Below are 22,734 nucleotides of genomic sequence, written 5' to 3'. Positions count from 1 at the left end.
CCCTTTGTGTTGGTTTTAATACATGAAGCGATTTCTAAAGCGAAGTCTATCGAATCTTTCCATTGTCTCAGGAGGCACGCGTTTGCCTTCACGTGCCATCAGGCAGTTAGCGGGATGTGATGTAATTTCAGGGTCATCTGTCGCAAAATATTCGAAGTTGGCAGAGCCCATCATTTTCTCCATCATTTTTCGATAATCCCAAACGTTTAAACCAGTCCCTTTTAAATCCCAATGCCAATAATACTCGGTAGTGATAACAAGATAGTCTTCCATTTCATCTCCCATAAAAGATACGGCTAATAGTGCTTTACCAGCACCTGTACCACGATAGTCTGGAATGACTTCAATAGCACCTAATTCAATCATGTTATCAATTCGATCCTCCGCCCAGCGTTCGAGTGGATCGGGATATAGATAAGTGACGTAGCCTACAATAATGTTTTCATTTCGAATAATAATAATTCGTCCTTCAGGAAGTCCTGCAATTTCTATAATGGCTTGCTGCTGTTGCTTTGGAGGTCTAAAAGCAACCAAGCCTTCGTGGAATGAATATGTAGCTAATTTTTCTGGAGGAACAGGTCCTTCCACATACACAGTACCATGCTTTGTTTCCTTTGTGACAGAAAAAAAAGTTTTTTTGTGTTCCATAATGACACCACCTGAGTTTAATAGTTTCATTATAGCTGATTTCCTGCGGAAAAACGCTATCTTTTGCAAAATATACCTGCATTTTCGGAAAAGTATAAATATTAAGACATTATTAATGAATTCGTGTAAAATAGTTGTATATCGCATCTGTTATTCAACAGATGAATGTAGTGTGAATAGGCATTCACTATTTTTACACTGCTTAAACTGTTGTATAACAAATGCTGCATAACGTAGTTGTCTTTGGAGAAGGTGGTGAATTTTGAAGGGAAAAATAATGACATTACGACGATTTAAAATTTGCTTACTAATGTACTAAGGCAATAGCAAAGAGAGGGGTATTTTCATGGGGATGAAAATGTTGGAGAAGTTGAATGCTTTACCTGGGCAATATAATTTACTTGATTATGAGAAAGCTGCGGCAACTCATGATTGGAAAGAGACAGAAAAGGGATTTAGTTGGTATGAAACAGGGCTTGTAAATATGGCCTATGAGGCAATTGATCGTCATACAAAAACGCATCGAAAAAACAAAGTTGCACTTTATTTTAATGATGGAAAGCGTAAAGAGACTTATTCTTTCAATGAAATGAAAAAGCTGACGAATAAAGCAGCCAATGTTTTTAAAGCAGCAACAAATTTAGAAAAAGGTGATCGATTATTTATTTTTATGCCGCGTTCACCTGAGCTTTATTTTTCTTTATTAGGCGCATTGAAAATGGGTGTAATTGTAGGTCCACTATTCGAGGCATTTATGGAAGGTGCAGTTTATGACAGACTTGTAGATAGCGAAGCTAAAGTATTAGTGACAACACCAGAGTTACTTGAACGTGTACCTTTAGCGAAGCTACCGCATTTACAGCACGTCTTTTTAGTAGGATCTGATGTAGAGGAAACACCACAAATTTTAGATTTCAATAGACGCTTGAAAGAAGCACCTTGTCAATTTGATATTGAATGGGTGGACAGAGAGGACGGTATGATTCTTCATTATACTTCTGGATCAACTGGAGCTCCAAAGGGCGTATTGCATGTTCATAATGCAATGCTTCAACAATATCAATCTACACAATGGGTATTAGATTTGCGTGAGGACGATATTTACTGGTGTACGGCCGATCCAGGATGGGTGACAGGTACAGCATATGGCATTTTTGGTCCATGGTTAAATGGTGTCACAATGCTAATTGTTGGTGGAAGATTTTCACCACAAGCTTGGTACCAAGCTATTGAAGATTATAGTGTAACAGTTTGGTATAGTGCACCAACTGCTTTCAGAATGTTAATGGGTGCTGGTAGTGGTATGCTTGAGAATTATGATCTATCTTCGGTACGCCATATTTTATCTGTTGGTGAGCCGTTAAATCCAGAGGTAATTCGTTGGGGGACTGATGAGCTAGGTCACCGTATACATGATACATGGTGGATGACAGAAACCGGTGCGCATATGATTTGTAACTATCCTTCTATGGATATTAAGCCGGGCTCAATGGGTAAACCATTACCAGGTGTTCATGCGACAATTGTTGATGATGCTGGTAATGAAGTACCACCTTTTACAATGGGAAATTTAGCCATTCGACGTGGTTGGCCTGCAATGATGCGTCAAATTTGGGGAAATCCAGAGCGTTATGAATCCTATTTCTTAAAAGGTGAATGGTATGTGTCTGGGGACTCTGCCTATATGGATGATGATGGTTACTTCTGGTTCCAGGGGCGTGTTGATGATGTGATTATGACAGCTGGTGAGCGGGTAGGTCCTTTCGAGGTAGAAAGTAAGCTCCTAGAGCACCCCGATATAGTAGAGGCAGGGGTGATTGGAAAGCCAGATCCTGTCCGAGGTGAAATTATTAAAGCTTTTGTATCATTACGTGAAGGTGTTGAACCTTCAGATACATTGATAGAGGATATTCGTAATTTTGTTAAGAAAGGTTTATCTGCACATGCAGCACCACGTGAAATTGAATTTAAGGATAAGCTACCAAAAACACGCAGTGGTAAGATTATGCGTCGTGTGTTAAAGGCGTGGGAGTTAAATTTACCAACTGGTGATTTATCTACGATGGAAGATTAATTATAAGAAGCAGGAATTTGTTCGGTTGACGAAAAATTCCTGCTTTGTTTTTTTACTGCCAGTTATATGTGGGGGAGCATTAGCCCTCTACTAGCGCCGTATATACTGTTTGCTTACCAACTATTTCGACAATAATCGTGTAAATGTCATGATCATTTGTAGCGAAAATTTCAGATCCAAATGGCAGTTTAGTAGCATAAAAATCTTTGAAAAATAGAGTGGATGTCGTCGTTTTTTTATTTCTCCAATTTTGTCTTCTTTTATAAAATCACCCTTTTTTAGAGATTCTTGATCGGATGCTTTTATATAGATTAATTGATCAATTTGTAAAATATCTGCTTGAGGATCTTCTTTAAGAATAGTTTTTAGGCGAAGCGGCGGAAAGAAATCCGAGCGACGGAAGGAAGAGGCGAAGTGACGGAAAGAAATCCGAGCGACGGAAGGAAGAGTCAAAGTGACGGAAAGTAGGGCCAGAGCGACGGAAGGAAATCCGAGCAACGGAAAGAAGAGTCGAAGCGGCGGAAAGAAGAGCCGGAGCGACGGAAGGAAGAGGCGAAGTGACGGAAAGTAGAGCCAGAGCAATGGAAGGAAGAGGCGGAGCGACGGAAAGAAATCCGAGCGACGGAAGGAAGAGGCAAAGCGACGGAAAGAAATCTGAGCGACGGAAAGAAATCCGAGCGACGGAAAGAAGAGGCGAAGTGACGGAAAGAAATCCGAGCGACGGAAGGAAGAGGCGAAGCGACGGAAAGAAGAGCCAGAGCGACGGAAGGAAAAGGCGAAGCGACGGAAAGAAGGGCCAGAGCGACGGAAGGAATATGGTTATCAAAACTTTGTTAAAATCATTCATTGAAAGAAGTTTATGAAAATTAAATAAATAAATAAAAATTCAGTTGACTTAATAAATATGCAGACGTATACTAATTTTAACTTAATTCAGAGGTGAGTGCATTGAAAGTAGGGATTGTTGGTGCAACCGGATATGGTGGATTAGAGCTTATTCGATTTTTACATAATCATAAAGCGGTGGAACGGATCGATTTATTCACATCTTCAGAAGAAGGCGTCATTTTTTCTTCTAAGTTTGGTCATCTCGTCCATATTGCCGATACACCTTTACAAAAAATTGATTATAGGACTTTGGAGGAATTTGATGTTGTTTTTACAAGTACACCTTCAGGAGTAACAAGTGAGCTATTACCGCCATTGGTGGGGAAAGGTCCTAAATTAATAGACTTGTCTGGTGATTTCCGTTTACAAGATCCAGCATGCTATGAAGCATGGTACGGTAAAAAAGCGGCGCCATTAAAATTCATTCAACAAAGTGTTTATGGTTTAACTGAATGGAATGCAGAAAATATTCAACATGCTTCTCTTATCGCAAATCCAGGATGTTATCCAACAGCAGTTTTACTTTCGTTGTTACCATTGCTAAAAGAACGATTGATTGATTCAAGCTTTTTAGTGATTGATGCGAAAAGTGGGATTTCAGGGGCTGGAAATAAACCATCGCAAACAACGCATTTTAGTGAGGTAAACGAAAACTTTTCAATCTATAAAATGAATACACATCAGCATATACCGGAAATCGAGCAGGCCATTTCAATGTTTGCAGGGGTTAATACAACTATTTCTTTTAATACGCATTTAGTGCCAATGACTAGAGGGATTTTATCTACTTCTTATGCACCTGTTATGTCTGGTGTTACAGAGCATCAGCTAGTAGCTTGTTTACAGCATGCGTATGAAAAGCATCCGTTTGTACGGATCGTTACAGATGTAAATAGTCTGGGAACAAACTGTGTAAAAGGTTCGAACTATTGCGACATTTTGGTGAAGGTTGATAGCCGTACGAATCTTGCCACAATTGTTGGGGTCATCGATAATTTAGTCAAAGGTGCTGCAGGGCAAGCCATTCAAAATATGAACGTTCAATTTGATTTACCACAAACGACAGGATTAGATGTGGTGCCGTTCTTTTTGTAACTTATTTGGAGTGAATTTTTGTGAAATTGATTAACTAAGGGGGAGATTTTATGACATTAGTAGCATCCACAAGTATTATGAAAAAATTATCGAGTAAAAATATTGTTTCACCAAAGGGCTTTAAAGCTGCAGGTTTACATTGTGGTTTAAAGCATAAGAAAAAAGATTTAGCTGTGTTAGTTAGTAAAGTACCCGCAAGTGTAGCAGGTGTCTTTACAACGAACGCTGTACAGGCAGCACCATTAAAAGTAACGAAAGAGGTTGTGTACACAACGAAGAAAATGCAGGCGATGATTGTCAACTCAGGAAATGCTAATGCATGTACAGGAAAGCAAGGTGTAAAAGACGCCCAAACAATGCAGGCCCTCATAGCAGAAAAGCTAGGTATTGGGGCAAATTTAGTGGGTGTTTGCTCAACTGGTGTCATCGGTGAAATGATGAATATGGAGCCATTGGCAAATGGGATTAACCAGTTAGAGCCAAAGGATAATTTAGAAAGTGCTATTGATTTTGCACAAGCGATTATGACAACAGATACGGTTATGAAAAACACAAGTTACAGTACTATTGTTGATGATAAAGAGATTATTATCGCTGGCGTAGCAAAAGGGTCAGGTATGATTGAACCGAATATGGCAACAATGCTAGGTTTTATTACGACAGATGCAAATATTGAATCAGATGTTCTACAGGCTACATTAGCTGATATAACAAATATGACGTTTAATGCAATTACAGTGGATGGGGATACATCTACAAATGACACAGTAGTTGTCATGGCAAACGGCTTAGCAGGAAACGCTGCTTTAACTCCTGACCATCCAGATTGGCAAAACTTCTACTATACATTGAAAACAGTAGCTGAGGACTTAGCGAAAATGATTGCTAAAGATGGTGAGGGTGCTACGAAGCTGATTGAGGTTGAAGTTGAAGGGGCATTTTCGGATGAAGAAGGACGTAAAATTGCTAAAACAGTAGTTGGTTCACCACTTGTGAAAACGGCTGTATTTGGCTGTGATGCAAACTGGGGACGTATTATTGCCGCTGTAGGTTATAGTGGTGCAACGGTTGATCCTGAAAAAATTACGATTCAAATTGGCGGTGTAACGATGGTTGAAAATGGTGAACCAGTGCCATTTTCGGAAGATGAGTTAATTCAAATTTTAAAAATGCATGAAGTGAAAATTTATGTGTCTCTTGGTATTGGGGAAGGCAAAGGGCATGCTTGGGGATGTGATCTCACTTATGACTACGTTCAAATCAATGCCTCATACCGCTCGTAAACGAATGGTCATTAAGCTTGGTGGAAGTACGTTAGATGGCTTAAATGAGTTGTTTTTTGAGAATTTTAAAAAACTCCAAGAAAGCGGCATAGAGCTTATTATTACCCATGGTGGTGGTCCAGCCATTAACCGTGAACTAGCGGTGCGCGGAATAGAATCATATGCATTAAATGGTATTCGTGTCACGAGCAAAGCTGCAATGGATATTGTACAGTCAACGTTAATAGGGAAGGTCAATCCTGCGCTTGTTCATGAATTAACAACTTCTGGCATTGCTGCTATTGGATTAAACGGCTTTGATGGTCAGTTAATTTTAGCAGATTTTCTTGATAAAGATGTATACGGTTTTGTTGGTGAAGTGAAAGCCATCAATACATCTTTGCTAGAAGCAATAATGAGAGCCGGGGTTGTACCGGTTATTGCTTGCGTGGGATCAGATGAACATGGTCAGGCATTAAATATTAATGGAGATACGATAGCAAGTGAAATAGCATTAGCGATAGATGCGGATAGCCTATTACTAGTAACGGATGTAAGTGGTATTCGAATTAATGATGAATATCAACCGAAAGCAACACGCTCCTCTATCAATCAATGGATTGAGGAGGGGCATATCTATGGTGGGATGATACCTAAAGTTCAAGGAGCTATCGAATGCTTAAGTGCAGGTATTCCATCCGTGCAAATTGTTGGAGAATCCTTAGTGGGTACGACGATTTTATCCGGGAGTTGAAGAAAACCCGAATAAGTAAAGTTCCCCTTCATCCTCACCAGTAACAGTCATTCTTCTTTATAGATAGGTGGTATAAAAGGAGCAATATAGTTGTTTAGAAAAAATGATTGTTATAGCAAACTTAGTAGGAGTTGATAAAATGAGTGCTTTATTTGGAAACTATGGCAAGCGCCGCGCCCAAATTGTCAAAGGGCAAGGAACTGTTGTAGAAGATTCGGCTGGGAAAAAATATTTAGATTTTACAAGTGGAATCGCTGTAGTAAGTCTTGGTCATGCACATCCTGCAATCGTGAAGGCTATTCATGATCAAAGTAAAAAACTTTGGCATATTTCTAATTTATTTGATATTCCTGGTCAGGAAAAGGTTGCACAAAAATTAATAGCAGATACACACTTTTCTTATGCATTTTTCTGTAATAGTGGGGCGGAAGCAAATGAAGCGGCCATCAAACTCGCACGCAAGCATACCGGAAAAAATCATATTATTACTTTTGAAAAATCCTTTCATGGGCGAACTTTTGGAGCGATGTCCGCAACAGGTCAGGACAGTGTACATAATGGCTTCGGACCGCTTGTTGAAAAATTTACGATTCTTCCTTTTAATGATGTGGCAGCACTTGAATCAACGATTGACGATTCTGTGGCAGCAATTATGCTTGAAATGATTCAAGGTGAGGGCGGAGTTAATAGTGTATCACCAGAATTTGCTGCAGCAATCGCTAAAGCCTGTGACGACAAAGGAATATTACTAATAATCGATGAAGTTCAAACAGGTATTGGACGAACAGGTACAAGATATGCCTATGAACAAACGATTTTAAAGCCAAATATCGTGACATTGGCAAAAGGGCTAGGTGGAGGATTCCCGGTTGGTGGAATGCTAGGAACAGCCGAGCTATTTGATACATTTAGTCCTGGCACACATGGGACAACATTCGGTGGAAACCCACTTGCGATGAGTGTTGCTGAAACCGTGCTTAATCATGTTTTTGAGCCAGCTTTTTTACAAAATGTGCAGGAGCGATCTTCGTATTTTGTTAAGCAGTTGAAGGTGAATCTACCGTCTACATATACGGTACAAGGCCAAGGCTTACTTCTTGGCATTGGTTGTGGCGATACTGAGGTAGCCTCGTATATAGCTGCAGCAGAGGAAAATGGCTTATTATTAGTAGGGGCGGGACCAAATGTTATTCGTCTACTACCACCATTGACCGTTTCAAAAGAGGAAATAGATGAGGCAATTGCGATTTTAAAAACGATACTGTTATAGTATCTGGACTATTAAAACGATAAAAATGAATCTGCTAGACTTTCTTTGTAAGAAATCTAGCAGATTGTTTTAATGCTTATCAAAAAAGACTTAACATCATAACATGAGGTTGATTTCCGTTTTGGCTGGGCGCTTTGTTGTGGCTACCGCTACGTTACACTACGCTTTCGCACAGAGCAACGCTTCTTCGGGCGCTTCATACTCCAAAGTCTCAGCTAATCCCCAAGGGGTCGCCCGGCCTCTCACTCCAATCAGAATACGTTATAAAAAATGGCATCTGCAACTTTTTGGGTAGTTTAGTAAAATCCTATTGTAGCTCTTTTACTAAAGTTTTCACTAGAGTAGGGAGCCAATCATGAAGGTGACTAAATGTAAAGCCTGCAGCTTCTGCCTTTGTAGTAGACATATACCAATCTGCCGGAACGCCATATGGTGACTGCGACATTTCATCGTTACCTACCAGAGAAATTTTTGCAGACTTTCCAGTCGTTTCTTCAATAAGCCCGAGCAAATCCTTTAACGAAATGGCACCTGCAGCTGTGGCATTATAAGGTCCTTCAATTGGTGTAATGCCAGCAAAATATAAAAATGCAGCTGCTTCGTCATCCGTAATAAAGCTCATCTTTGCTTCGATATTTGGTAATGAAATAGGCTGTTCCTGTAAAACTCGTTCAACATGAAAATGTAAACGGCGTGTATAGTCGTTCTCCCCCATAACAATCGGAAAACGTACAGCGACAACAGGGAATGTGGCTTCTTTGAAAAGTACTGCCTCTGCTTGACGCTTACCCTCTCCATATGAAAAATCTTCACGGTTCCCCATCCGAACTTCATAATCATATGGATTAAAATCTTCTTCTGTTTTGACAATGCCGTCTATTTCGTAGGTTGATAGAGTAGATGTAAAAACGAACTTTTTCGTTTTACTTTCTAAAATTTCACATATTTTATGAGCTTCGTTAGGAGAATAGCAAATATTATCATAGACAATATCCCATGTTGTATTGGATAGTGCCTGTGACAACGAATCGGCATCATCTCGATTAACGATTAGCTGCTTCACCTTTGTGCCAAAAGGATTCCCGCTTTGTCCGCGTGTTAAAATAGTTACGCTATGACCGTTTTGAATAAAGAGTTCAACAAGCTTTTTACCAAAAAAACGAGTGCCTCCTAAAACTAAAATGTTCAATTATTTCCACCCCTTCAAATTAGTAGTCCCCTTTATAATGGCAAAAAAACAGGCATACTACAATTACTTTTAATTGTAGTATGCCGTGTAAGATGATTATTGGGTAGTTGGTGGATTAGTCGGTGGAGTTGGTTTTCCGTTGTCTCCTCCGTTAGAGCCATTCCCGTTATTTGAGCCATTCCCGGTGTTTCCGGAACCATTCCCGTTATTTGAGCCATTGCCGTTATTTCCGGAACCACTGCCGTTATTTGAGCCGTTTCCGTTATTTCCGGAACCACTGCCGTTATTCGAGCCGTTTCCGGTATTTCCAGAACCATTGCCGTTATTCGAGCTGTTGCCGTTGTTTGAGCCGTTGCTGTTACTACCATCTGACCCATTGCCATTTTCCGAACCGTTTCCATTTTGGTTCGGGTCATTACCGTTAGTAGGTGGGGTCGTTGAGGGATCTTTTTCTTCCTTGTCTTTTTCAGGCTGGTTTTCATTCGCACTACCACCAGTAGAAACGACATTAGATTGCGCTGAAGTTAAACCTGTAATATCGACAGCGACAACAACATAGGCTTGACCACTTGCTACTGTCATACTTTGTGATGACTCAAGCACTGATCCGACAAGTGTTTTACCACCGTTTGTTACTTTATATATTCGATAACCGACAACATCATTTGAAGAGCCAGTCCAAGATAATGTATTGCCATTAACTGAAGCGGTTACTGCTGCTGGCGAATTGTGATCTGCTGGGAAATCAACAGCTGATACCGATGAATTCGATAATGTCGAATTTTTTGGTAATAGGCTTGCTGGGTTACCGCCAAGTCTGCCTAACATTCGTTTAATAAATGCTTGATTAATACCTGCGCCACCTGGTTTTACAAATTCTGGTGGTGTGTTAGGGAGTGCATTATACGTTTTACCTTTAATCGTCACAACCTTTGAGGAAGCTAAGCTATCATCTGGCTGCGAAGGTAAAAATACTTTCGCGTTAAACAAATCAGAGCGTACGAGACCAGCATTAGCACATGCTGCTGATGGCGCTAAACCAGAAATACCACAGAATGATGCAGTGACAACGTTTTTCGGTTGCTTAAATCTAGTTTTAGGGGAGATTAATTGTGGATCGACATCATACACAGAATTCATTAATGATCCCCATAGCTTGTTAATTCGCACACTAGGCTGTTGATACGTATTATTAAATGTATACAGTGATTGATTGTTATCATAACCCATCCATACACCAAGAGAAACATTCGGGTTATAGCCAACTAGCCAAACGTCTTTATAATTTTGCGAAGTACCTGTCTTAGCAGCAAAGTCAGCAGAGAATTTAAGTGAATTTCTTGCAACTGTACCTGTTCCTTGTGTTAACACATCTCGTAACATATCTGTAACGATATAAGAAGTTTCAGGACTAAACACTTGTTCAGGTTTAACTTCATGTTTATATATGATATTTCCATTTTGGTCTTCAATTCTATCAATCATATAAGCGTCAATGAATTGACCGCCGTTTGCGAATGTTGCATAGGCATTGGTGTTCTCTTCAACTGTAATACCATCCTTTACTCCCCCAATCCCAGCTGCAAGGTTTGTAAAGTCATCAGGTTGTAAAGTTGAGATCCCCATTTTTACTAAATAATCGGCAGGACGTCTGTTAAGAATATCATAATATAGACGTAAAGCAGATAAGTTTTGTGAACTAGCTAAAGCTTCACGTGCAGGTATAAGTCCTCGTTCATCGTTACTAATATAGTTGCTCGGACTCCAACTGCCAACAGAGAATTTTACGTCGACTAATGGGCTACCTGCACCGATTACACCGTATTCTATTGCAGGTGCATATACGAGTAATGGCTTCATTGTTGAGCCATTTGAGCGTTTTGCCTGTGTAGCATAATTATAATTTTTTAATTCAAAGTCACGACCACCGACAAAGCTTAAAATACGTCCAGTATTATTTTCAATTAAAATACTGCCGACCTGTACGGGCATTTCAGTTTCCACTGCTTCACCTGTTGCAGGATCCTTGTCTTTAACGGTGTATGTATGACCGTAATTTTTGAAGTTTTCCGCTGCTTTTTGCATCGCATCGTACATATCCTTATTTATAGTTGAATAGATGCGATAACCTTTTGAACGGACATCACGATCTGCTAGGATCGTATACTTATCTTTTAATTTTTTTTCATTTTTTAAGCGTTCTGGATCAATACCATCTGCTACCGCTAGTTTTTCAGCAATAATTTCTGTCGCGCGACTTTCGAGCTCATATGTTAGCCATGGGTAGCGATCCTCTGTGCGCATCTCTGGTGAACGGAAGTCAGCGGTAATATCATAAGCGAGTGCTTCTTTATATTGAGCTTCGTTAATGTAACCTGCGTCTTTCATGCGATAAAGTACAGTTTTCATACGGTCAATACCCTGTTGAAGAGCTTCTTTACTTTTAAGTGCACCCGTATTCGTAAAAGGTGTGTAAGTAAAAGGTGCTTGAGGAATTCCAGCTATATACGCTGCTTGAGGAAGCGTTAAATCCTTTGCTTTTACATTGAAAATACCTTCAGCAGCTGTTTCAACCCCTGCAATGTTTCGACCGGAAGAGTTACGACCGTAAGGAATTATGTTTAAATAGGCCTCTAAAATTTCTTCCTTTTTCATAAAGTGCTCTAAACGCATAGCAAGTAAAAGTTCTTTTGCTTTTCGCTCATAAGATACTTCGTTTGTTAATACTTGGTTTTTTATAAGTTGTTGTGTTAGTGTAGAACCACCAGTTTGAGTGGAAGAGTTTGTGACGTCTTGAAGTAGCCCGCGGATGACAGCTTTCGGAACTATTCCGTTATGTTCACGGAAATACTCGTCCTCTGTCGCTAATACCGCATTAATAACATCAGGTGCGATATTGTTTAATGTTGTTGCCCGACGGTCTAAATCTGTACGTAATTTTCCGATATAAATATCATTGGCAAAATAAATCTCACTCGTTGAATCGTAGTTGAAAATTTCATTTCGTAATTCTTGCTTTGAGCGTAGTGGCTCTTCTTTTACAAGTGACGCAAAATAGCCAGCGCCAACTGACCCGGCAAATACAGTACCTACCAATGCAAAGACTAAAAATAGTAAAAATAAGTTCCAGGTAACACTTCCTGAAATACGTAATTTCTTCATCCATTTTTGTTGAATTAATTCATCGATCTTTGCATTGATTTTCTCAATCCAATCTTTCAATGTATCGACCTCCTAAAATCTTGTCTATTATAGCACATATTGATTTAGGTCGAACATAGTTATTGACAATGAAAAAGAATCGTATAGAATAATGCTTATAGTTTTCTAGTGATGAAGAGCTTGCAGTAGTGTCTATATTCCCTGTTTAGAGAGCCAGCGGTTGGTGAAAGCTGGTCATAATGTAGAGACGAATTACGTGCTTGGAGCTTAGACGTGCGCGCCTGCGATAAAGGCGGTTGAATGAAGAGGAAGATGGATGACATCTTCAAGCCGGGTGGTACCGCGTTAGTTATTAACGTCCCTGCATGCAATGTTTTGCGTGTAGGGACTTTTTTGTTTCTAAAATAATTCTCCCTACACAACATATTAAACACTTAGGAGGAATAAAAATGACGAACGAATTATTACAAGACTTAGAATGGCGCGGATTGTTATACCAACAAACTGATGCTGAAGGTATGAAAAAATTATTAGATGATCAATCTGTTTCTTTATACTGTGGTGTTGATCCAACTGCGGATTCTATGCACATTGGGCATATTGTGCCTCTTTTAACGCTACGTCGATTCCAAAAAGCAGGGCACCGTCCGATTTTATTAGTAGGTGGTGCGACTGGTATGATTGGCGATCCATCTGGTCGCTCGGAAGAACGCCAATTACAAACTGTTGAGCAAATTGATAAAAATGTTCAAGGTATCCGTAGTCAATTAGAGCGTATTTTTGACTTTGCAGAAGATGGTAATGGTGCACAATTAGTGAATAACCGTGACTGGATTGGCAATATAAATACGATTGAGTTTTTACGTGATTATGGGAAATTAATTAACGTGAATTACATGTTAGCTAAGGATACGATTGCATCACGCCTTGATACAGGGATTTCATTTACTGAGTTTGCGTATACTTTAATTCAAGGTATTGATTACAATCATTTATACAATCATTACAACTGTCGTATTCAAGTAGGTGGCTCTGACCAGTGGGGGAATATTACAACAGGTTTAGAAGTTATTCGTAAAACACATGAGGAAGAAACGAAAGCTTTTGGTATAACAATTCCTTTAGTAACAAAAGCAGACGGTACGAAATTTGGTAAAACAGCAGGTGGTGCTGTATGGTTAGATAGTAAGAAAACTTCTCCATACGAGTTCTACCAATTCTGGATTAATGCTGCAGATGCTGACGTTGTAAAATACTTAAAAATCTTCACATTCCTTTCTCGTGAAGAAATTGAAGCTTTAGCAGTATCTGTAGAAGAGGAACCACATTTACGTAAGGCGCAAAAAGCACTAGCCGAAGAAATGACTCGCTTAATTCATGGTCAAGAAGCTTTAGACCAAGCAATCCGCATTACAGCTGCTTTATTCTCTGGAGACTTAAAAGCACTTTCTGCTGATGAAATGAAGGATGCGTTTAAAGATGTTCCTTCTATTGAATTGACTAAAGAAGATAAAAACATTGTGGAATTATTAGTGGAAGCGGGTATTTCACCTTCCAAACGTCAAGCTCGTGAAGACGTAACAAATGGTGCGATTAGCGTGAATGGTGAAAAAGTCACTGCATTAGAATATGTAATCGACGGCAAAGATCGTTTAGAAGATGCATTCAGTATTGTTCGTCGCGGCAAGAAAAAATACCATATGGTGAAGTTTGTTTAATTCGAACAAACATGTCAAACATCCCCTCGAAATTTGAGGGGATGTTTCTTTATGTGGCTCTTCTGCAAAACGAGGGGGTGATTTCCGGTGCTTTCCTGGGGCGTCAGATGAGCCAAAGCGGGTAGCCTGGAACGGAAAACACTCTATTTAAAGTGAACAATATTAACAAAGACCTCCTTGATTATTTCTTTTAGCTATCTAAAAAACTAGGAAGCTTTACGTGCTTATATTCTTCGGGGTGGAGCATATTCGCTAGCTTTAATGCACCCTCTATGAGGCGTGGTGATGGGCGACAATAAAGCCATTCCTCCATTACGTGAAGCCGTTTCATTTTAACGGCTTGAAGCTCCTGCACTTGTGCACGCTTTAATAAATTAGCCGGTTGAATCCGCTCAAATGCAACCCCTACCCAAGCCATCATAATATAGTCTGGGTCGCGCCTTACAACATCAGTCCAATCAGTTTGCACGCTTGCTAGTTCTACATCTTGAAACAGATTTTGCCCACCAGCAATGGCACTTATTTCAGTTAGCCAATTTATGTTACCTGGTGTAAAGATAGGGTTTGGCCACCACTCCCAATAGAGGGTTGGTTTTTTAGGAATCGTTTGAGCAACTGTGCGAAGACAATCGATACATTGTAAATATTCCTCAGAAATTTCTTGTGCACGTCCTTCCGCTCCACAGGCTTTACCTAAAGTATGGAGATCCTGTGCGATTTCCTCTAATGAATTAGCATTAAAAACAATATGGGGAATATTTCTAGCTTGTAACGCTTCAATATTTTTTTCCATTCCAGGGACACTTAAGGATGCGAGTACAAGATCAGGCTGCAACGCCTCTAATGCATCCATATCGATTGATAAATCTGGGCCAAGCTGAGGTAAGTTTTTAACTGATAATGGCCAATCCGAAAAATCATCGACTCCAACAAGCTGATCAGTCAGGCCTAAATAAGCAACAAGCTCGGTATTACTAGGACAAATTGATATTAAACGCATCTTCTTATCTCCAATTCTTTTTAAGAAAAGTATAGCTAGTGTTGGAATCACATACAATGACAGAATGTTTTTCTCAATAAAAAAAGGCATGCCAAGAGACATACCTTCTGATTACTTATTAAGAAAGTGCGATAGCTTCGAGTGATTCTTCTTCTTTCGCTACAGGGCCCATCGCATTTGTAATAATTTGTTTAATGTCTTCTAAAATAGCTTTACGTGGGTTTGTTGCAGCACATACATCTAACATTGCATTTTTCGCTAAGATTTCAATATCCTCATCCTTCGCACCTAGTTCGCGGAAGCCACTTGGAATGTTCAAATCGCTAGAAAGTTTTTCGATTGCTACAATTGCCTTCTCCGCAGCATCACGTTTACTTAATCCTTCAACGTTTTCACCTAACAATTCAGCAATTTTTGCAAAACGCTCAGTACGTGCTGTTAAGTTAAAGCGGCAAACATGAGGCAATAAAATAGCATTACATACACCATGTGGTAGATTATAGAAGCCGCCTAATTGATGAGCAATTGCATGTACGTAGCCAAGTGAAGCGTTATTAAACGCCATGCCTGCTAAAAATTGTGCGTAAACCATTTGTTCACGTGCTTCTAAATCAGCACCGTTTGCGTAGGCACGTGGTAAATATTCAGGAACTAACTGAAGTACCTTTTCAGCGCAAGCGTCAGTAATTGGTGTTGCGTTTGTCGATACAAATGATTCGATTGCATGTGTTAATGCATCTAAACCGGTTGCCGCTGTTAGAGCAGGAGGTAAGCCAATCATTAGCTCTGGGTCATTAATTGATAGTAGTGGTGTAACATGTTTGTCCACAATAGCCATCTTCACTTTACGAGCTGTATCCGTGATAATCGTGAAGCGAGTCATTTCACTTGCTGTACCAGCAGTTGTGTTAATAGCGATTAATGGCACTAATGGGTTTTGTGATTTGTCAACGCCCTCGTAATCATGAATGCGTCCACCATTCGAAGCAATAAGTCCGATACCTTTCGCTGCATCGTGTGCGCTACCTCCTCCAAGAGAAACGATCGAGTCACAGTTTTCAGCGTGATACACTGTAATCCCATCTTCAATGTTTTGATCTGTTGGATTTGGTTCTGCTTTCGGGAAAATTGCTACATCAATTCCAGCAGCTATAATGATGTTAGCAATTTGTTCAGAGAGACCTAGTTTGTGTAAGCCCTCATCTGTTACGATTAATGTCTTTTTCACTTCTAAATCATTTAAGCGTTTACCAACTTCTTGAATTGCTCCAGGTCCAAATAAGTTTGTTTTCGGCATAACAAATTGCTTTAGAACGTCTGACATATTTCCAACCCCTTTAAAAAAATTGTTATTGCTTGAATGATGGCGAACCACCTTTCGAAATTCATAGTATTCTATTATTTGTAAAAGTTCAACTCGTATTTTTATTAAAATTGTTAATTTTAATTGTGTTATTATTTTACAAAAAAGTTATCTTTATTTTGAGGTGACAGAAGGTTGAATTGCCTAGAAGTGTTAATTTTAAAAAGGATCGAAAATTGTTTTTCTATGAAAATAAAATATATTTTTTGGAAATGTGTTCTATTTTAAAGGAGAATAGAATAGTAAATAATTGATAATTTGTTTTTACTGTAATAGTAGTGATTAAGTTGTTTTTTATTGTGTAATTACTATTTTAAAGTACATAAAATCGTCATAATTTACAGGAATATATAAAATTATTTGATCCTCCTTTTTAAATTGTTTAAGGAAATCCATAATGCGAGAGTTACCGAATAATGTGCCATATAGAAAATTGCCGTTGAATCTGAACTGATAGGAGGATAACCGCTGTGATTATTAAAAGATATACCTCCTGCTTATAACCGAACCAAATAGCTTAATTGGACGCTTTAATGCTTTTCTAGGGAAAAAATCATAGCACAGTAAGTTCAGAAACCCCAATATTTCCTCCTTTGAATTTTTAATCTTTCCTATTTAGACTTCCGTAAAGATAAAAGAATTCCTTTTTCATTGGTCTATATTAATTAATCTTATTAAAGTTTTTATTTTCTGGGCACTTTGCAGGAATAATTGCCATTTTATTGAATACTATTTCAATGAAAGTATATTCAATAAGGGGTGGGGGTGATGTCAATTAGACATGAACAAAAAGAACAACGAAGGGCATTGATTTTACAATCTGCATTAGATTTGTTTATTCGGAAGGGATATGGTGAAACGAAAGTTGCTGATATTGCTAAAGCTGCTAATATGAGCATGGGGTTGCTTTTTCATTATTTTGACTCTAAGGAAAGGCTTTATGAAGAGCTTATTCGTATAGGGTGTGAAAGGATTCAAATGGATTTTAGTTTTACGAATGAATCCCCATTAGCTATTTTTACAGCCGCTGCTGAGGAGTTGTTTGACATGATTCGTACAAACCCGTCTGCAGCAAAAATGTTTGTCCTAATGGAAAATGCACAACATCTTGATTCCTTGTCGGAAGATTTAAAAGAAATGCTCATGGAGGCAGATAAAGTAATAAGAAAGAGTGTTCCATTAATAGAGAAAGGGCAAATGCTAGGTGAAATTAAACAGGGTAATGCTGAAGCCCTTGCCGTAGCATTTTGGTGTTCTATTCAAGGAATCGCTCAATACATTGCGCTGCATCCTGAAACTCCTTGTCCAAATACGATGTGGGTTATTTCAATCCTTGAAAACAGGGAGGTGGATTGAAAAATGAAAACAAAACGCAACTTAATAATTTTTATAGTTGTTGTTTTGCTATGTGGTTGGCTTGGTGTTTTTGTAGATCGCTTCATCCCTGAACAGCCTAGAGGTGACACGCTTGGAATGGGCATTTGGCTAGTGTTTCCGCTGCTGACAACTATACTATTACGTGCCTTTGCGGGAGATGGTTGGCGAGATATTGGCTTATTCCCTAATTTGAAAGGTAACATAAAATGGTATATTGTCTCTCTCCTAACCTATCCTAGCGTCACTTCTATAGTTTTGTTAGTAAGCTATCTATTTGGCTGGATGGATTTTTCGGATTTTAATTTAGATGCACTAGTTTCGGTTTTCGTTGGTGGTTTACTGATTCAGTTTATTAAAAACTTTTTTGAGGAATCCGTTTGGAGAGGGTATTTGACAAGTAAACTTTTAACGTTAAAAGTAAGTGATTTTCGGTTATATTGTATTGTTGGTGGTGTTTGGGGAGCGTGGCATATTCCGTACTTTTTAGTGTTCCTATCAGAAAGTGATATCTTCAGTGTACTTCCTGTAGATAGATGGCTATTTGCGTTAATAGGTATAGTGACGATGATTTGCTGGACAGTAATGTATACAGAAATTTATTTAATGACGAAAAGTATATGGCCACTTGTCCTTATGCATACGACAGAAGATGCACTTGTAAATCCGCTTATTCTTGATGGCTATATTAAAATTGCCCAAGGGAAAGAATTCCTTGTTTCCCCAACGGCTGGCATTATTACTACAATTCTTTACCTAATGGTAGGGCTTTTATTGCGAACTAAACGAAAAAAGCTGGAGAGGGAAATTGTATCAAAATCAACTACGGCTGTTATCGTGAAAATTTGAATTTTTTTGGCACCGAATCAATTTCGTCTATAGTAATTATTGTTGCTACCACTACGTTAGAACTACGTTTTCACTCAGAGCTGTTGAAATGGTGGAACCAGATAAAAATTTCCAGTTTGGTTCAATTTGAGTATTATTAAACTAACGATGCAGGTGCAGGATAGTTTAATAAGAAAGGGAGATAACAGTGGGATATTGGGAAAAGGAATTACTTAATACATCACGTGGGACCTTTGAAATATTTATCAAGGGAGAAGGGAAACCACTTTGTATGACCCATCATTACTCTGTATTTAATCGGACAGGAGATTATTTTGCGGAGACATTTACAAAAACAAACAAAGTATTTTTAGTAAATTTAAGAGAGGCAGGACATTCAGAAAAAGCAGTAGAGCCTTATCAACTGAGTATGTTGGAATCGATATTCGATTTAGAAGCTATACGTGAAAAATTAGGATTTGTTAAATGGGGATTTGCGGGGCATTCAACTGGAGGTATATTAGGAATAATTTACGGAATATATTTTTCAAATAGCCTAGATTTCAATGTAATTGTCGGAGCAGCTGCAAGAGAATATATGACATTTTCAAAAGATTGTATTTATAATCCCGAACACCCTAAATTCAACAGAATGCAAGAACTGATTGAAATCTTAAAACGCCCAGATTTACTAACAGAAAAAAGAAATAAACTAAAAGCTTAAAGGACGAAGCTATCTTTATTTGAGCCTGATAAATATGATGAACTTTTTTCTCTAAGTATAAGTAAGGAAATATCTGCAATTCGTTTGAACTTTTTTAGTCGAGAATTGCAAGTATATGATGTGTCGAAAAAGTTAGGATTTATAGTAACGCCAACTTTAATAATGTGTGGTAGATATGATGTACAGTGTCCTGTAATATATTCTATTGAAATGCATGATAAAATAACGAACTCAAAATTAGTTATTTTTGAAAAAAGTAACCATTATCCGTTCTTGGAGGAATCAGAGAGATTTGTGGATGAATATAAGTTGTTTATAAAGGAGCAACCATAATATTTAGCATCGTCGATAAAAAGCAAAAACCCTAGAGAACCTTAATGTAAAAGGCTTTCTAGGGTTTTCTAAACTACTCTTTGCAGAGCAATTTAATTAACGAGAGTAATACTCTACGATGAATGCTTCGTTGATTTCAGCTGATAATTCAGAACGCTCTGGAAGACGAGTGAATGTACCTTCTTTTTTGTCAGCATCAAATGTTAAGTAGTCAGGTACGAAGTTGTTTACTTCGATTGCTTCTGCTACTACAGCAAGGTTTTGAGATTTTTCACGAAGAGAAATCGTTTGACCTGGTTTTACGCTGTATGAAGGAATATCAACGCGTTTGCCATCTACTAAGATGTGGCCGTGGTTTACTAATTGACGAGATCCACGACGAGTACGAGATAAACCTAAACGGTAAACTAGGTTGTCAAGGCGAGTTTCAAGAAGGATCATGAAGTTTTCACCGTGTACACCTTTCATTTTACCAGCGCGGTCAAATAGAGTACGGAATTGACGTTCGTTCATGCCGTACATGTGACGAAGTTTTTGTTTTTCTTGAAGTTGTAAACCGTATTCTGATAATTTTTTACGTTGGTTTGGACCGTGTTGACCTGGTGCGTAAGGGCGTTTTTCGATTTCTTTACCTGTACCGCTTAGTGAGATACCAAGACGACGTGATAATTTCCAAGATGGACCTGTATAACGAGACATATTGTTGTCTCCTCCTTTAAATTTGGTTTTTTTGTTGTAAAACAAAAACCAGTAGTACCCATTCTTATACGCATTTTATTTTCATGTATTTTCGCCTATGCAGCCTTTAGGTTACGCAATACACCATCTATTTGTTTAGAATCTGTTTAGTTATACTAAATAGAATAGAGGAATAAAATACAGTAATAAGCTTATACCACTGCTGCGTTTATTTTACACAAACTCCATTGTAACGGCTTATTACATAGACGTCAATTATTAGACTAACTATTTTCGAAAAAAGGTAATAGTATAAATTTCCTCTTTATACATATTTCTGAACACAAGAGTAGTTAATGGTACAGTGTGGAATGTGAAATGTAAAAGTAAAATAGAATAACATAGTCAAAATGACACAAATTATGTATACTATATTATAAGTTAATAGTATTGATTTGGACGTTATATAGAAAAGGTGATTTCATGACAGACCATTTACAAACGCTAAAATATATAAAATCAGATGTTTTGAGCATTTGGGTGAGTTCTAAGGAACAAGCCGGTTTTAATGAGTATTTTTGCTCATTAGAACAGTGTCTAAAGAAGCGCTTTGGAATTGTGAAAATGGCATTTCTTGGTTTTGAAGGCAATTCTTTAATACCTGTTGAAGAAATGGCTACTTTAACAATTGAAACAAAACTAAATGCTGTGTCATGGTTAATGATTGAAGCTAACTTTTATCAACAGAAGTTGGTGAAAGTCCCTTATATATTAAAAGAAAAAGAAGCATATATGATGATGACAGATATGGTGCTTTTCCAAGCAGATGGTAAAAATCCAATTGGTGTGCTACTCGTTGAGGCAACCGATGCCTGGACAGACTTTATGGCTTCAGATTATGGGGAAGAGTTTATTGAAACGCTCACGAAGTTCTTTCAGATAATTAGAGAAAATCTTCAAGTAAAAGTGAATGAAGATCAATATAGAAAATTGTACAATATGACAGATTTATTTCATTCCACTATGGATATTGATTTAATTTTAGAAAATGTCTTGAAAAATATTAAGGATAATTTTCCAGAGTTTAATGTGGAGCTTATACTATCGAATGATCAAGACCGCCATACGACGATCGATATTAAGCTATTTGATTACTTATCTGAAAGACCAGCGACAATTGAGGCTTTTGTCTCAGGAGAGTTGACGACGGAGCTAGCAAGCGATTTGAATTGTCGATTATTAAACGCCCCTATAAAAGGAAGACAAGCAATTTATGGTATTTTACAAGTAAGTGCACCTACAACATATCTTTTTTCAACGACTGAAAAAGATTTTGTACGAATGCTAGCACAAACATCTGGAAATGCGCTAGAAAATGCGAAATTATATCATCAATCACATCGCCTTGTAAGTGATTTACAACTCATCAATGAAACATCGCATCGTTTAAATATGAGGATTGACATAAATGAAATGTTACTTTTCCTTCAAAAACAGTTAATGAAATCTTTTCAACCTATGGAAGTTTGTTTCGCTTTTAAACATAATGATACCTTTAAAGTGACGGATGCTAGTACAGCCTTATTCAATGCAGAGAAGGGTCAAACATATATCAAACATGTTGAACATCATTTCGAACATACTAACGATCCACTATTTATTGCCGATTTCAGTCGATTAACCCCTAATCAAATTGAATATCGTTCAATTATGGCAATCCCGATTTTAATGGAAGAAAAAATTAACGGCTTTAGTATTGTGTTACACAAGGAGCCATATTTCTTTTCATTTGATAGCTTTAAATTAATGCAATCATTAATCCATCACTCTTCTTTAGCAATTGCAAACTCTATACTACGTAATCAACTTCAAGAAATGGTAGATTTGGACCATTTAACAAAATTATATGCAAGAAGTTATTTAGATCAGTATGTAGAAAGATCCCTTAAAAATGATCAATCAGGGATGTTTTTACTTATTGATATTGATAATTTCAAACGTATTAATGATACGTATGGTCACCAAATTGGTGATAAGATTCTTATGCAAATTGCGGTCCAGTTAAAAGAAACGATTGGAGCTCGTGGCATCTGTGCACGCTGGGGTGGAGAAGAAATGTCTGTGTATATCCCAAATATTGATGAAAAAGAAGCAATCGAATTAGCAGCCACAATCGTTGCAAAAATTCCAAATACAACAGATCCTCAGGTGACTATTTCAGCAGGTCTCATAACATGGGACGAACAGTACCATCCAGCTTTTCAGTCTGTTTTCCTCCATGCAGATACAGCGCTATATGAAGCGAAAAACAGTGGCAAAAATCGATTTTGTGTTCATGATCGATCTTATCAAAACAATTTATAATGTGAAATAA

At 38.1% G+C, this 22,734-nt stretch carries 16 protein-coding genes, 1 pseudogene and 1 other annotated feature; of the genes and pseudogenes, 11 read left to right on the top strand and 6 right to left on the bottom strand.

What is annotated here, in order from left to right:
• Window positions 1-15: 15 nt before the first annotated feature.
• The gene (locus MY533_RS17065) at window positions 16-648 is read right to left on the bottom strand and encodes a GNAT family N-acetyltransferase (RefSeq protein WP_100542416.1); all 633 of its coding nucleotides are present in this window, start codon (window positions 646-648) and stop codon (window positions 16-18) included.
• Window positions 649-994: 346 nt separating this feature from the next.
• Here MY533_RS17065 and acsA point away from each other — a divergent pair, with 346 nt between their 5' ends.
• The 6 genes from acsA to MY533_RS17035 all read left to right on the top strand — a co-directional run bounded on the left by acsA (window position 995) and on the right by MY533_RS17035 (window position 7,991).
• Complete coding sequence (gene acsA / locus MY533_RS17060) at window positions 995-2,722, top strand: acetate--CoA ligase (protein ID WP_371873269.1); 1,728 nt, start codon at window positions 995-997, stop codon at window positions 2,720-2,722.
• A gap of 557 nt (window positions 2,723-3,279) precedes the next feature.
• Complete coding sequence (locus tag MY533_RS17055; RefSeq protein ID WP_248716907.1) at window positions 3,280-3,585, top strand: hypothetical protein; 306 nt, start codon at window positions 3,280-3,282, stop codon at window positions 3,583-3,585.
• 85 nt (window positions 3,586-3,670) lie between these two features.
• The gene (argC, locus tag MY533_RS17050; protein ID WP_248716906.1) at window positions 3,671-4,705 is read left to right on the top strand and encodes an N-acetyl-gamma-glutamyl-phosphate reductase; all 1,035 of its coding nucleotides are present in this window, start codon (window positions 3,671-3,673) and stop codon (window positions 4,703-4,705) included.
• A 50-nt stretch (window positions 4,706-4,755) separates the two neighbouring features.
• Complete coding sequence (gene argJ, locus MY533_RS17045) at window positions 4,756-5,988, top strand: bifunctional glutamate N-acetyltransferase/amino-acid acetyltransferase ArgJ (protein WP_248716905.1); 1,233 nt, start codon at window positions 4,756-4,758, stop codon at window positions 5,986-5,988.
• Entirely contained in the window at window positions 5,951-6,721 is a 771-nt protein-coding gene (gene argB, locus MY533_RS17040; protein ID WP_248716904.1) for an acetylglutamate kinase, read from the top strand. Before argJ ends, argB begins: the two co-directional genes overlap by 38 nt.
• 139 nt (window positions 6,722-6,860) lie before the next feature.
• Complete coding sequence (locus MY533_RS17035; RefSeq protein ID WP_248716903.1) at window positions 6,861-7,991, top strand: acetylornithine transaminase; 1,131 nt, start codon at window positions 6,861-6,863, stop codon at window positions 7,989-7,991.
• 307 nt (window positions 7,992-8,298) lie between these two features.
• On the opposite strand, the gene MY533_RS17030 is transcribed toward MY533_RS17035, so the two are convergent.
• Window positions 8,299-9,180, bottom strand: a complete 882-nt coding sequence (locus tag MY533_RS17030) for an NAD-dependent epimerase/dehydratase family protein (RefSeq protein ID WP_248716902.1) — start codon at window positions 9,178-9,180, stop codon at window positions 8,299-8,301.
• 96 nt (window positions 9,181-9,276) lie between these two features.
• The gene (locus tag MY533_RS17025; protein WP_248716901.1) at window positions 9,277-12,402 is read right to left on the bottom strand and encodes a transglycosylase domain-containing protein; all 3,126 of its coding nucleotides are present in this window, start codon (window positions 12,400-12,402) and stop codon (window positions 9,277-9,279) included.
• Between the two features lie 102 nt (window positions 12,403-12,504).
• Window positions 12,505-12,708: a binding site (T-box leader), on the top strand.
• Between the two features lie 83 nt (window positions 12,709-12,791).
• Between MY533_RS17025 and tyrS the strand changes: the two genes are divergently transcribed.
• Window positions 12,792-14,060, top strand: coding sequence for a tyrosine--tRNA ligase (gene tyrS / locus MY533_RS17020; protein ID WP_248716900.1), 1,269 nt, complete (start codon window positions 12,792-12,794; stop codon window positions 14,058-14,060).
• Between the two features lie 190 nt (window positions 14,061-14,250).
• Here tyrS and MY533_RS17015 read toward each other — a convergent pair whose 3' ends face one another.
• Entirely contained in the window at window positions 14,251-15,060 is an 810-nt protein-coding gene (locus MY533_RS17015; protein WP_248716899.1) for a cobalamin-binding protein, read from the bottom strand.
• Window positions 15,061-15,178: 118 nt separating this feature from the next.
• Complete coding sequence (locus tag MY533_RS17010) at window positions 15,179-16,384, bottom strand: iron-containing alcohol dehydrogenase (RefSeq protein WP_248716898.1); 1,206 nt, start codon at window positions 16,382-16,384, stop codon at window positions 15,179-15,181.
• Between the two features lie 807 nt (window positions 16,385-17,191).
• Between MY533_RS17010 and MY533_RS17005 the strand changes: the two genes are divergently transcribed.
• From MY533_RS17005 to MY533_RS16995, 3 genes and pseudogenes are all read left to right on the top strand, one after another.
• Window positions 17,192-17,779, top strand: coding sequence for a TetR/AcrR family transcriptional regulator (locus MY533_RS17005; protein WP_248716897.1), 588 nt, complete (start codon window positions 17,192-17,194; stop codon window positions 17,777-17,779).
• Between the two features lie 3 nt (window positions 17,780-17,782).
• Window positions 17,783-18,646: a CPBP family intramembrane glutamic endopeptidase gene (locus tag MY533_RS17000; protein ID WP_248716896.1), complete on the top strand. Its 864-nt coding sequence runs from the start codon at window positions 17,783-17,785 to the stop codon at window positions 18,644-18,646.
• Window positions 18,647-18,833: 187 nt separating this feature from the next.
• Window positions 18,834-19,682: pseudogene (locus MY533_RS16995) on the top strand (alpha/beta fold hydrolase).
• Between the two features lie 96 nt (window positions 19,683-19,778).
• Here MY533_RS16995 and rpsD read toward each other — a convergent pair.
• A complete protein-coding gene (gene rpsD, locus MY533_RS16990) occupies window positions 19,779-20,381 on the bottom strand; it encodes a 30S ribosomal protein S4 (RefSeq protein ID WP_142508770.1) in 603 nt (200 codons plus the stop codon).
• Between the two features lie 462 nt (window positions 20,382-20,843).
• On the opposite strand from rpsD, the gene MY533_RS16985 reads away from it, so the two are divergent.
• Window positions 20,844-22,724: a sensor domain-containing diguanylate cyclase gene (locus MY533_RS16985; protein ID WP_248716895.1), complete on the top strand. Its 1,881-nt coding sequence runs from the start codon at window positions 20,844-20,846 to the stop codon at window positions 22,722-22,724.
• The last annotated feature ends 10 nt before the right edge of the window (window positions 22,725-22,734 follow it).

Source organism: Lysinibacillus sp. Ag94, from assembly GCF_023242215.1.
Taxonomy (GTDB): Bacteria; Bacillota; Bacilli; order Bacillales_A; family Planococcaceae; genus Lysinibacillus.
This window is presented reverse-complemented; position numbering and strand designations above follow the sequence as displayed.